The sequence below is a fragment of the Providencia sp. PROV048 genome (genome assembly GCF_033688165.1).
GTDB lineage: Bacteria > Pseudomonadota > Gammaproteobacteria > Enterobacterales > Enterobacteriaceae > Providencia > Providencia hangzhouensis.
Genome location: NZ_CP096360.1, coordinates 3,205,736 through 3,218,844, shown reverse-complemented (window position 1 = coordinate 3,218,844; position 13,109 = coordinate 3,205,736). Strand labels below are relative to the sequence as shown.

At 39.3% G+C, this 13,109-nt stretch carries 13 protein-coding genes; 2 read left to right on the top strand and 11 right to left on the bottom strand.

The features are described 5' to 3' along the window. Nucleotides 1-127: 127 nt before the first annotated feature. The 7 genes from proX to nrdH all read right to left on the bottom strand — a co-directional run bounded on the left by proX (nt 128) and on the right by nrdH (nt 8,098). Nucleotides 128-1,123 (bottom strand): glycine betaine/L-proline ABC transporter substrate-binding protein ProX, encoded by a 996-nt coding sequence (gene proX, locus M1F26_RS14240; RefSeq protein ID WP_004257119.1) that lies wholly within the window; start codon nt 1,121-1,123, stop codon nt 128-130. Between the two features lie 102 nt (nt 1,124-1,225). After that, nucleotides 1,226-2,401, bottom strand: coding sequence for a glycine betaine/L-proline ABC transporter permease ProW (gene proW / locus M1F26_RS14235; RefSeq protein WP_140172822.1), 1,176 nt, complete (start codon nt 2,399-2,401; stop codon nt 1,226-1,228). After that, a complete protein-coding gene (gene proV / locus M1F26_RS14230; RefSeq protein ID WP_004257111.1) occupies nt 2,394-3,593 on the bottom strand; it encodes a glycine betaine/L-proline ABC transporter ATP-binding protein ProV in 1,200 nt (399 codons plus the stop codon). The genes proW and proV overlap by 8 nt, the downstream gene beginning before the upstream one ends. 727 nt (nt 3,594-4,320) lie before the next feature. After that, nucleotides 4,321-5,292: a class 1b ribonucleoside-diphosphate reductase subunit beta gene (nrdF, locus tag M1F26_RS14225; protein WP_140172821.1), complete on the bottom strand. Its 972-nt coding sequence runs from the start codon at nt 5,290-5,292 to the stop codon at nt 4,321-4,323. 12 nt (nt 5,293-5,304) lie between these two features. Further along, complete coding sequence (gene nrdE / locus M1F26_RS14220; RefSeq protein ID WP_004257107.1) at nt 5,305-7,437, bottom strand: class 1b ribonucleoside-diphosphate reductase subunit alpha; 2,133 nt, start codon at nt 7,435-7,437, stop codon at nt 5,305-5,307. Between the two features lie 11 nt (nt 7,438-7,448). Continuing rightward, nucleotides 7,449-7,862, bottom strand: coding sequence for a class Ib ribonucleoside-diphosphate reductase assembly flavoprotein NrdI (gene nrdI / locus M1F26_RS14215; RefSeq protein ID WP_140172819.1), 414 nt, complete (start codon nt 7,860-7,862; stop codon nt 7,449-7,451). A gap of 8 nt (nt 7,863-7,870) precedes the next feature. Further along, nucleotides 7,871-8,098, bottom strand: a complete 228-nt coding sequence (gene nrdH, locus M1F26_RS14210) for a glutaredoxin-like protein NrdH (protein WP_140172817.1) — start codon at nt 8,096-8,098, stop codon at nt 7,871-7,873. 288 nt (nt 8,099-8,386) lie between these two features. Between nrdH and M1F26_RS14205 the strand changes: the two genes are divergently transcribed. After that, a complete protein-coding gene (locus M1F26_RS14205; RefSeq protein ID WP_004257101.1) occupies nt 8,387-8,845 on the top strand; it encodes a methylated-DNA--[protein]-cysteine S-methyltransferase in 459 nt (152 codons plus the stop codon). A 216-nt stretch (nt 8,846-9,061) separates the two neighbouring features. Beyond that, nucleotides 9,062-9,271: a transcription antiterminator/RNA stability regulator CspE gene (gene cspE / locus M1F26_RS14200; RefSeq protein WP_004257099.1), complete on the top strand. Its 210-nt coding sequence runs from the start codon at nt 9,062-9,064 to the stop codon at nt 9,269-9,271. Nucleotides 9,272-9,414: 143 nt separating this feature from the next. Here cspE and lipA read toward each other — a convergent pair whose 3' ends face one another. The 4 genes from lipA to dacA form a co-directional block, all read right to left on the bottom strand. Beyond that, a complete protein-coding gene (lipA, locus tag M1F26_RS14195; RefSeq protein ID WP_004257088.1) occupies nt 9,415-10,380 on the bottom strand; it encodes a lipoyl synthase in 966 nt (321 codons plus the stop codon). A gap of 123 nt (nt 10,381-10,503) precedes the next feature. After that, complete coding sequence (gene lipB, locus M1F26_RS14190; protein WP_233618449.1) at nt 10,504-11,067, bottom strand: lipoyl(octanoyl) transferase LipB; 564 nt, start codon at nt 11,065-11,067, stop codon at nt 10,504-10,506. A 281-nt stretch (nt 11,068-11,348) separates the two neighbouring features. Further along, the gene (gene ybeD, locus M1F26_RS14185) at nt 11,349-11,612 is read right to left on the bottom strand and encodes a DUF493 family protein YbeD (protein WP_004257083.1); all 264 of its coding nucleotides are present in this window, start codon (nt 11,610-11,612) and stop codon (nt 11,349-11,351) included. A 150-nt stretch (nt 11,613-11,762) separates the two neighbouring features. Next, a complete protein-coding gene (gene dacA / locus M1F26_RS14180; RefSeq protein WP_140172814.1) occupies nt 11,763-12,974 on the bottom strand; it encodes a D-alanyl-D-alanine carboxypeptidase DacA in 1,212 nt (403 codons plus the stop codon). Nucleotides 12,975-13,109 lie beyond the last annotated feature (135 nt).

Sequence of the window (13,109 nt, the reverse complement as noted above, 5' to 3'; positions counted from 1 at the left end):
ATTACCTATTATTAGCTAGGCGACTACTATAAACAAAATTTATTACCTTGGTTTATTTCTTTTTGTCATTGATGTAAAAAAGCCACCGGCTAGGGTGGCTAAGGTGACTTAATCGAGCTGTTTATACTTACTTAGCGGCTTCTTGTGCTTCTTTTACCCAGCCATCAAAAGTGGATTGATGGGCTTTGATCCAAGCATTTGTGTGGCGCTGAATATCCGATTGAGATGCTTCACCATTATGCATTCTTAAGTTTTGCGCATTAATATCGGCAATAGGTAGTTTCATTACTTCAAATAATTTTGCTGCAGCAGGGTTATCTGCAGCCCATTTTTTATTGGCGACAATATGCATGGTATTTGGTGGGAAACCATAGTTTTTTCCGTTAGGTAATGTGGTGTCTGTTTTTTCACCGTTTGGCATTGATGAGAATGGCACTTCTAACCAAACTACATCACGGCCCGGCTTGAGGACATCACTTATCCAATAAGGCGTCCACGTATAATATAAAATAGGCTTACCTTCTTTATATCGGGTAATGGTATCTGCCATCATTGCCGCGTAGTTCCCTTGGTTATGGTCAACCGTTTTTTCTAAGTCATAGGCTTTTAAATGGTTATTGATGGCTGCTTCACAGCCCCAACCGGGGTTACATCCCGTTAAATCAGCTTTACCATTACCATTTGAATCAAAGAGTTTGGCAATTTTAGGGTCTTTGAGTTGTTCAACATTGGTAATCTTGTATTTTTCAGCGGTTTTTTTGTCGATGAGGTAGCCTTGAGCCGCATTGACAACATAATTACCTTGACGATAGAACACATTATCACCACCAGCGGCGTCATATTGCGCATTATGTAAAGGAACCCAGCTGGTGGCTAAGTAAGTCGCATCACCGTTCGCAATTGATGCGTAAGCGACATTATAGTCGACTTCTTTGATCGGTTGGACATCATAGCCGAGTTCTTCAAGGGCTTTCGCAACAATTAGTGTTTGGAATGTCTCCTCACTGATCGTACTTTGCACAGGGTTAATTTTTACCCCTTTACCTGGCAGGTCGTTAGCACCTGCAAATGGGACGGTAAACATGGCTGTTAGTGCAGATGCAAGAATGATTTTATGTTTCATTATATTGTTCCCTCTGTTTTTTCGCAGCGAGCTTGGCTTTAAAGTTAAGAGCCAAGTTAGGTGCCACGTGAGTGGCACTTAGGTGAATGTAGGATGTTCTGATTAATGGTTTTTTTTACAAAATGGGCGCATGACTAGCCCAATAGGGCCTTTTTGATACCAACGACATGATGTTTTGCCGCGAGTATCTTGCCCTAAAGATTGGGTAAAACGGTCTAAGATGATAGCCAGAATAACAATACCGACCCCTCCGACAGACGCGAGACCCATATCAAGGCGACCAATACCCCGTAAGACCATCTGGCCTAAGCCTCCGACGGCAATCATTGAGGCGATAACGACCATCGACAGCGCTAACATTAAGGTTTGGTTCACCCCGGCCATAATGGTTGGCATTGCTAATGGCAATTGCACTTTAAACAGCATTTGGCGAGGACTTGCACCGAATGATTCAGCGGCTTCAATTAAGTCAGCTGGGACTTGTTTGATCCCTAAAATGGTCAAACGAATGATTGGCGGTAAAGCAAATATAATGGTGACGACGACACCGGGTACATTACCGATACCAAATAACATAACAATCGGGACTAAATAGACGAATGCAGGTGTGGTTTGCATCGCATCAAGTAATGGGCGAATAATCTTAGCGGCTCTATCACTACGTGCCAACCAAATACCCAGTGGTAGTCCTATCACAATACAAAACAGTAAAGATGTGAGCACTAGAGATAGTGTCACCATCGCTTCTGACCAAGCACCAATCGCCCCGATGGCTATCATCGAAATAAATGTGGCCACCCCCATTGCGCGTCCGGCTAATTGCCAAGTGAGTAATGCGAAAATAATAATGGCAACAGGAGCTGGTAGTGATGTAAGAAATTGTTCAAACCCGCTCAGAATGAAATCAATGGGGGCGCGTATTCCTTGGAATACAGGACGAAAGTTGAGAACAACCCAATCGATAGCATGCGTAACCCATGAATCAAGGGGGATCAGTGTGTTTTGGAAGGGGTCCATAATATTAAACTGATCGGGCACGATGCTATCAGTCGGTGCGGCATCAAGCCAATCACTCGAACTGGTATCAGCAGGTGTTGTTGTGTCTGATGCATTGCCCCAAGGATCATCCGCAGAGGTATTTGTCTCGCTAGAGCTTGTCGCTGCCCATGGGTCATCAGCTGGTGTATTTTCAGTACCTTGTGTTGGTGTCTCAGTGACTTCAGTATCAGCCCATGGATCTTGCTGGTTCGTCGTTGTTTCTTGATTTTGCTTACTCATTTGGTGTCTCCTTATCCAGCGCTTGTAACAGCATTCCTTTTGAAATCACGCCTAAATACCGGTTTTTTTCGTTAATAACCGGAACGGCGCAAGGGGCTTGTGCTACTGTAGAAATAACTTCATTTAAGGATGTATCACCTTGAATTGGTTCGATATCAGTTAAAATTGCGGCTTCTATACCTGCTTTTTCGTGAAGCGCTTTTTCTAAGGATTCAACAGAAACTACTCCGGCAAAGGTATGTCCTCGGGAAATTAAATAACCGTGATAGCGATCTTCATCATTAAGGACTTTTAACGCGGAACGGGGACCAAAACCCGGTGCGATGTGTAATAGGGCATTTGGCCGCCTACGCGCGATGTCCTTAGCGCTGAATACTTGGCTGATATCCACACCGCGGAAAAAGGTCTTAACATAATCATTCGCTGGATTATTGAGAATTTCATCAGGCGTACCAACTTGAACGACAACGCCTCCTTGCATAATGGCAATGCGGTCACCAATTCTCATGGCTTCATCAAGATCATGAGAAATAAAGACAATAGTGCGTTGTTTATCTCCTTGTAAGGAGAGCAGTTCATCTTGCATTTCAGTACGAATTAATGGGTCAAGGGCTGAGAACGCTTCGTCCATTAACAGAATATCAGGGTCATTGGCTAGTGCTCTGGCTAACCCGATACGCTGACGCATCCCACCCGAGAGCTCATCTGGGTATGAATTCGCCCATTTTTCAAGATTAACTTGCTCAAGTGCATTCATGGCTTTCTTATGGCGCTCTTCTTTTGGAATACCAGAAAGTTCCATACCAAAAGCGGTGTTATCAATGACGTTCATATGTGGCATCAATGCAAAGGATTGAAACACCATACTAATTTTTGTTCGCCTAACTTCGCGCAGTGCTTTGTCAGAGATATTGGAAATATCCTCTCCATCTATCATGACTTGCCCGCTAGTAGGTTCTATCAGGCGATTGAGGAGGCGCACCAAGGTAGATTTTCCTGAGCCAGAAAGTCCCATGACAACAAAGATTTCGCCTTCTTCAATCGTCAGATTAACATCTTGAACACCTACGGTTAGGCCTGTTTTTTCAAAGATATCATCTTTATTCATACCTGATTCTAATAGCTTAAATGCTTGATCAGGATTGTCCCCAAATATTTTATATAAGTTTTTAACTTGTAATTTTATTGCCATATATTATTTACCCAATTTTCAATCAATAAGGAAAATGTATTACCTGTATTGAGAGTGATGAATTCTATAGTGATAGTTAACACTATGTTTCCTAACTATGATTATCCTTTGAAAATTATTAGGGCATAGATTCCTGTATTTAGTTTAATTGATTAGCTAATTATGGATTAAATTCAAATTCCTCCGTTTGAGTTATTAGTAAAATTTGCAAGCAATAAACCCTAGCATAATAAAATCAGCTGGCAACCCTAGGTTAAGTATAATTAATCAAAAAAGTTAGAGGTGAAAAATGATTTTATTAATATAAATAAAAGTGTCATTGAGCTATAGGATAATAATTTTTATGATTTCCATATTAAAGTTAACTTACTGGTGAGGTTGAATTTATTCAAAAATAATACACTTTGCTTTTATTAATATGGGGACTACTGATTTTATTTAATTTTTAGGTGGATAGATGTTGAACTGATGGATGAAAAAATTGAATTTAATAGCTTATTGATTAATAAAATTAATGAAAAATGAAGTGAAACTTGATTGAATTGAAATTAATGGCCAGATTAACTCATTAAAAATGAGTAATCAAACAGATATACATATAAAAAACGAATGAATCAGTCTATTTTTTGAACCAAAAAATACCATGATGAATAAAATCATTATAATTCATCATGATATGGTTTTTGTTGTGAATGATGTTTATCAATAAGCTAAATTAAAGCTTTGGTTAAAAGTCCCAGTCATCATCTTCGGTACTGACTGCTTTACCAATAATATAAGATGAACCAGAGCCCGAAAAGAAATCATGATTTTCATTTGCATCAGGAGATAAAGCAGATAATATCGCAGCACTGACATCGGTGACCGTATCAGGAAATAAGGCTTCATAACCTAAATTCATTAATGCTTTATTCGCATTATAATGAAGGAATTTTTTGACATCTTCTGACCAACCAACTGTGTCATAAAGCTCTTGTGTATATTTTACTTCATTTTCATATAAATCGAATAATAATGAAAAAGAAAAATCCTTAATTTCTTTCTGAGTATTCTCATCATATTGTGCTAATGATTTTTGAAATTTATAGCCAATATAATAGCCATGTATGGCTTCATCACGAATAATTAAGCGTATAAGATCTGCGGTATTGGTTAATTTGCCTCTACTTGACCAATACATTGGTAAATAAAAACCTGAATAAAATAGAAATGATTCTAAAAAGACACTTGCTATTTTTTTCTTTAAAGGATGTGAATCACAATAATAAGATAGGATGATCTTAGCTTTATTTTGTAATGCATTGTTTTCTTCACTCCAGCGGTATGCATCATCGACATCAACCGTTGAGCAGAGTGTTGAAAATATTGAACTATAAGAGCGGGCATGTACTGCTTCCATAAAGCTAATATTCGACAAAACCGCTTCTTCATGGGGGGTTTTAGCATCTGGCATTAAGCAAGGTGCACCGACCGTATTTTGAATCGTATCTAGCAGGGTAAGACCAGTAAATACACGTATCGTCAACTGTTTTTCTGCAGCAGTAAGGGTATTCCAAGACGGAATATCATTAGATAATGGCACTTTTTCTGGAAGCCAAAAATTGCTTGTTAATCGGTTCCATACTTCTAAGTCTTTATCATCCTGAATACGGTTCCAGTTAATGGCTTTTACTGGTGTGTTAGATGCGCTGGTGGTCATAATATTTTCCTATTACAAAGTGCAAGATACGCAGCCTTCGACTTCAGTTCCTTCGAGGGCAGTTTGGCGTAATCGGATGTAATACAATGTCTTGATTCCTTTTCGCCAGGCATATATTTGCGCTCGGTTAATATCTCGTGTGGTGGCATCATCTTTAAAAAATAGAGTCAAAGATAAACCTTGGTCAACGTGCTGAGTTGCCATGGCATAAGTATCAATAATTTTTTCAGGGCCGATTTGGTAAGCATCTTGGTAATATTCTAAGTTTTCATTCGTCATGAAAGGAGCAGGGTAGTAGACACGACCAATTTTACCTTCTTTACGAATTTCAATTCGTGAAACAATCGGGTGAATGCTTGATGTTGAATTATTGATATAAGAAATAGACCCAGTAGGAGGTATTGCTTGCAAGTTTTGGTTATAAATCCCATAGGTAATGACAGACTGCTTTAAAGCTTGCCAATCTTCACGAGTTGGAATTTCGATACCCGAACGTCGGAATAATTCCTGAACGGTTTGTGTTTTTGGTAGCCAAATATTGTTGATATATTTATCAAAATAATCACCAGAGGCATAGGTTGAATGTTCAAAACCAACAAATGCAGTTTTTCTTTCGATGGCTAATTGGTTTGAAGTTTTTAATGCGTAATAGGTGACCGCATAAAAATAGATATTGGTGAAATCGAGCGCTTCTTCTGAGCCGTAATAAATATGCTCCCTTGCCAAGTAGCCATGTAAATTCATTTGACCTAACCCAATCGCATGCGATTGTCGGTTACCTTCAGCAATGGAAGGGACAGAGCGAATATCGCTCATATCGGAAACTGCGCTCAATGCTCTGACTGCCGCAGCTATTGATTGGGCGAAATCCGGTGAATCCATTGTTTTAGCAATATTCATGGAGCCTAAATTACAGCTAATATCTTTACCAATTTGTTGATAGCTCAAATCGTCTTCATAAACGCTAGGGCGATTAACTTGCAGTATTTCTGAGCAAAGATTGCTCATATTTATGCGCCCTGCGATAGGGTTAGCTCGGTTGGCAGTATCTTCAAATAAAATATACGGATATCCAGATTCAAACTGAATCTCAGCTAAAGTTTGGAAAAATTCCCGAGCATTAATTTTGTATTTTTTTATCGCTTTGTTATTGACCATCTCATGGTATTTGTCTGTAACGCTAATTTCAGACATAGGAACCCCATAGATGCGCTCAATATCATAAGGAGAGAACAAATACATGTCCTGGTTATCTTTCGCTAGCTGGAAAGTAATATCGGGGATAACGACCCCTAAAGAAAGTGTTTTAATCCGTATTTTTTCATCTGCATTTTCACGCTTAGTATCAAGAAAACGCATAATATCAGGGTGATGAGCATGCAAATAGACGGCGCCGGCGCCTTGCCTTGCACCTAATTGGTTGGCATAAGAAAATGCATCTTCTAACATTTTCATGACAGGAACAACACCAGAAGACTGGTTTTCAATCAGTTTTATTGGGGCGCCTTGTTCCCGCAAATTGGTCATTAGAAAGGCGACTCCGCCACCTCGTTTGGATAGCTGCAAAGCCGAATTCACAGAGCGGCCAATAGATTCCATGTTGTCTTCGATTCTTAAAAGAAAACAAGAGATTAGCTCACCGCGTTGTTTTTTACCGCAGTTAAGGAAGGTGGGAGTTGCAGGTTGGAAACGACCTGTAATAATTTCATCGACATACAATTTAGCAAGAGATTCACTCCCTTGCGCAAGCGTTAAAGCAACCATACAAACGCGATCTTCATAGCGTTCGAGATAGCGTTTGCCATCAAAAGTTTTCAGCGTATAGCTCGTGTAATATTTAAAGGCACCGAGAAACGTTTGAAAACGGAATTTATGAGCGTATGCCTGTTTAAATAGTGCTTTGATAAATTCAAAGTCATATTGTTCTAATACACTGTTTTCGTAATAATTTTCTTGTACTAAAAAGTCTAATTTTTCTTTTAAATCATGGAAAAATACGGTGTTTTGGTTCACATGCTGTCGAAAATAGTGGTGAGCCGCTTCTTTGTCTTTATCAAATTGAATACGGCCTTCATTATCATATAAATTCAACATCGCATTGAGCGCATGATAATCCACATCTGATATATTTTGCATTTTATCCATTTGGAATAACTCTAGTTGTTTGTACGTTGCCAAAACGTTTTTAGGCCTTGTTGAACGGACTGAACATCTTTATCAGTACCAAGAAGTTCAAAACGATATAGGTAGGGGACATGGCATTTTTGCGCAATGATATTTCCAGCTATCGCATAGGCATCACCAAAATTGGTATTACCCGCAGCAATAACTCCGCGGATAAGTGTGCGGTTGACTTCAATATTAAGAAATTGGATCACCTCTTTTGGGACAGCACCTTTGCTACCACCACCACCGTAGGTCGGCAGTAATAAAACATAAGGTCTTGTCGCAATTAGGCTACTTTCGTGGTTGCCAATAGGCAACCGCGTTGCTGGGACACCTAGCTTTTTAATAAAGCGATGGCAATTTCCTGAGCGACTTGAAAAATAGATGAGTGATTCCGTTTTCATAACACCACCTAAGCGGCTAATAAGCTAATCATGTCTGGTCGAAAACCTGCCCAATGTTTGTCTCCCGCAATAACAACAGGAACTTGCTGGTAGCCTAATTTTCTGACTAATTCAAGAGCTTGGCTGTCTTCAGTAAGGTCAATGATTTGGTAGGAAATAGATTTGCGATCTAAGGCTTGATAAGTTGCATTACACTGAACGCAGTTAGGTTTACTATAAATGGTAATCTTAGCCATGTTATTTACCTTTTGAATGTTTAATAGCAGTAAAAATAAGGTGCGTGACATATAAATACTATATATAGATTTTTAACTTATCAACCACACAATATGTAGTGAATAGAAAATATTGAATGATAATTATTCTAATTATCAGCTAGGTGGTTATTAACATTGAAAATAAAAAAGTATGGTATTGGATGATTCAGATAGACACTCTAAGAAAAAAGATCATTGCAAAGTGGAAATAATTTACTCTATAACTGTATATACAATCAGGTAATTGAGTCCTTTTGAGGAGATACTATGTACCATCAATATTTAGCAACACCGGATAAATTTCCTAAACCGTGGATACATATTACGGCTGATGATGACGGAATAACGAGCCTCTATTTTGTGGATGAAAAAACAGAAAAAGAAACGAAGAATGAGCACTCCAAGCTTTGTGTGAAAGAATTAAAGGAATACTTTAATCATAAAAGAACCGTTTTTACGGTTGCATTAAATCCACAAGGAACAGAATTTCAGAAAAAAGTGTGGAAACATCTTTGTGGGATCCCTTACGGGGAGCGATGGAGCTATAAAGATTTGGCGTTAAAGTTAGGCTCCGTAAATTATTGTCGTGCGGTCGGTATGGCAAACTCACGTAATCCAATCTCATTAATTGTTCCTTGTCATCGCGTACTTGGGCATGATGGAAAATTAGTGGGGTATACAGGGGGATTAGATATTAAAGATTGGTTACTTTTGCATGAGAAGTAAACACTAAATAATTAGTTATAGGTAATACTATTGGTTGTAATAATTACTATTGGTAAGAATTATTGTCGAAATCAGAGCCTATTCTATCGATAAATAATATTTTTTTATCTTTTTAGTCCATTTTCGTGATCTAGGTTGTAGACAAGTAACTGAGAAATCTGATGTACTGAGCTTGATACAGATGGTGTGTCTATTTTATTTTAAAGGTAATATTTGATGTCTAAAGTTAAAGGTAACGTTAAGTGGTTCAACGAATCTAAAGGTTTTGGTTTTATCACTCCAGAAGATGGTAGCAAAGATGTATTTGTTCACTTTTCTGCGATTATGGGCGATGGTTTCAAAACCTTAGCTGAAGGCCAAAAAGTGGAATTTGAAATTACTGAAGGTGCTAAAGGTCCATCTGCTGCTAACGTTATTCCTCTGTAATTTTTATAATTAAGATTAAAACGAACAGCTGAAAACTCGCCCTAGCTATCTAGGGCGAGTTTTTTTATTTATAAAAATAAAAAAGGCCTGATATAAACCAGGCCTTTCCAGCAATAAATTGTCTATAAATTAAACAGTTGAGGTTATTTAACTTCTTCGCCTTTAGCTTGTAAATCGGCATGATAAGAAGAGCGAACGAATGGTCCACAGGCTGCGTGAGTGAAGCCCATTGCCATGGCTTCTTCTTTCATTTCATCGAACTCAGCAGGGCTGACATAGCGTTTGACGGGTAAGTGATGGCGACTTGGTTGTAAGTATTGGCCTAGTGTAAGCATCGTTACACCATGACGACGTAAGTCGCGCATAACCTCGATAATTTCTTCATTGGTTTCACCAAGACCGACCATTAACCCCGATTTAGTTGGGATATTTGGATGTGCTTCTTTAAATTTTTCGAGTAATTTTAAAGACCATTCATAGTTAGCGCCAGGGCGAACTTGGCGGTAAACACGTGGCACATTTTCAAGATTATGGTTAAACACATCAGGTGGTGTTGCGGTTAAAATCTCTAATGCGCGATCCATACGGCCGCGGAAGTCAGGAACCAGCGTTTCAATTTTAATTGATGGGCTTTTTTCACGAATAGCACTAATGCAATCAGCAAAATGCTGTGCTCCGCCATCACGTAGGTCATCACGGTCAACAGACGTAATGACGACATAGCGTAGCGCCATATCTTTAATAGTTTGCGCTAATTTTTCGGGTTCGTTGGCATCTGGTGCATTTGGGCGACCATGGGCAACATCACAGAATGGGCAGCGGCGGGTACAAATAGCCCCCAAAATCATAAAGGTCGCGGTACCATGGTTAAAACACTCAGAAAGGTTAGGGCATGATGCCTCTTCACATACAGAGTGTAAGCCATTTTTGCGCATGGCTGCTTTAATGCCTTGAATACGAGTGGAATCAGCAGGAAGCCTAATTTTCATCCAGTCAGGTTTACGTAGAATTTCTTCTCGTTCAGTCACAACGTTTTTGACAGGGATCAGCGCCATTTTGTCGGCGTCACGATATTTAATTCCGCGTTCTATCTGAATTGGTTTACTCATAATATGACGGTTCCAGTTATCTTTTATGCTGATGGATAAGTGATAATTCTAAATAAAACCGAATGGAGACTGTTATCCATTCATTAAAATATTTTTTAAAAATGTTAAAAAATTATAGCATTATTATTGAACAATATGAAATCCTAGTGTGTCACAGAATTGGCGAATTAGCACAGGCTGAACATCGGAAACTGATACTTTGGGAGCAAGATTACTCATTTGAGTCATCTTTAATTCACTGTAACCACAAGGATTAATACGATTAAAGGGTTCAAGATCCATATCAATATTCAATGCGAGCCCATGAAAAGAACAGCCTTTCCTGATGCGTAATCCGAGGGAGCAAATTTTGTCGCCATTAACATAGACACCGGGAGCATCAGGGCGAGGATACGCTGCAATATTAAAATGGGCAAGGGTATTTACGATGGTATTTTCTAATGCGGTAACTAGCTCACGAACACCAATTTTATTGCGTTTTAGATCGAGCATAACATACATCACTTGTTGCCCTGGCCCATGATAGGTAACTTGGCCGCCTCTATCACTTTGGATAACAGGGATATCACCAGGGGCAAGAACGTGCTCCGCTTTTCCGGCTTGGCCTTGGGTAAATACGCGAGGATGTTCAACTAGCCAAATTTCATCATGGGTTTCTGGCGTACGGTGTTCTGTGAATTGGTGCATCGCATCAGAAACAGTTTGATAAGGAGCAAGGCCAAGTTGGCGTATGGTTATACATCTATCTGACAAAATTTAGGTGTCCACGTTGTCTTTATCGTTGCGGGCAGTATAACGCCTATGTTTGCCATACTTCAAGTTAACATACGACTGGATGCTTGCATAAAATGTGATTTAGATTGGAAACAAATGTTATTTAGGAGTGAATATATTGCATTTTAACGTAGGGCATAAAAATGAAAAAGGCCGAATAACAGTAGACTATTCGGCCTTTGATAACTTTTTGTTTAAAGTACAACTTTCACTAACTCTAATGCACCTAACTCAGTATACAAGGTTTCAACTTGTTCAATATGAGTTGCATTGATAGTAATAGAAACTGAGTGATAATTGCCTTTGCTACTTGGTTTTACGTCTGGGCTATAGTCACCTGGCGCATGACGCTGTACCACTTCAATCACTTGATCAACCAGTTCAGGCTGTGCCAAGCCCATCACTTTGTAGGTTAATGGGCATGGGAACTCAAGCAGTTCACCTAATTTCGTTTTCATGGGCACTCCTAATTTTTAAATTGGGCTGCTGGCTGAAAAAGATTGGCTGGTATTAAACCAGCCAATGAGATGTATTCATCCAACAAACATTTCGGTACTTATCTATTTCGATATTTACTATATGGGGACGACTTATTTTAGTTTCAAGTCTTAACCAAACCAGCGATGAAAGAGTAATTTTATGTAGTCAATTAACCGACTGAAAAAACCACCTTCTTCAACATCTTTTAACACTGCTAAAGGATGCTGTTCGATGATTTTACCATCAAGTTGGAAGCTAATTGTCCCTACTTGTTGGCCTTTGGTTAATGGTGCTTCTAGTTCAGTTGTCGTTAATTCATAGCTGGCTTTTAAATCTTTTAAGCGGCCTCGTGGGATAGTGAGGTATAAATCTTCGGTCACACCTAATTTTACTTCATTTTCATCACCAAACCAGACTGGCACACTGGCAAAATCCACATTGGCTTGTAATGGTTTAACGGTTTCATAAAAGCGGAAACCGTAAGTGAGTAATTTTTTACTTTCGGCATCACGGCCTTTGCTACTTTTCCCCCCCATAACAACGGAGATCAGGCGCATGTCACCTTCAGTTGCTGATGCGACAAGGTTATAGCCCGCGGCATTAGTATGGCCTGTTTTGATGCCATCAACAACTAAGCTCTTATCCCACAACAGCCCATTGCGGTTTGTTTGACGGATGTTGTTAAAGGTAAACTCTTTCTCTTTATAAATTGCGTATTCTTCAGGCACATCACGTACTAGCGCTTGCCCAATAAGAGCCATATCACGTGCTGAACTATATTGGCCCTCAGCATCTAACCCATGAACAGTTTGAAAATGGGTATTTTTCAACCCTAATTTGTTCACGTAACCATTCATTAGCTGAACAAAGTTGGCTTGGTCACCCGCAATATAGTCGGCCATTGCAACACAGGCATCATTACCTGATTGCAAGTTAATGCCACGAGTTAACTGAGAAACGCTAACACGATCGCCTGGTTTTAAGAACATCAATGATGAGCCTTTAAATACTGGGTTACCAGTAGCCCACGCATCATTTCCAACCGTGACAATATCATTTTCACCAATTTTGCCTGACTTAATTGCCTGACCGATAACATAGCTGGTCATCATTTTTGTCAAACTTGCAGGATCACGACGTTGGTCAGCATTACTTTCGGCGAGAACTTTGCCTGAATTATAATCAATTAAGATATAAGCTTCAGCATCAATAGCGGGTGCTGCAGGAATTGATGTATTTGGGAAGGTTTCATTAGCGTTCGCAATGTTAGCAGTCATAAGAAGGAGTGCGGAACCCAGCACAGTATGACGCACGATGCGTGATGGAGCGACATTATTCATGGTTTTACCATTACATCCGAAATTCGGTTAACACAAGGAGGCGCAGTTTAGCAAAAGAACGGGATAAGGAAAAAGTGACTTTTGCGCTGTACCAATGATTTTTTTGTCAGTTGAATATTGCCTGTATTTAGGTTG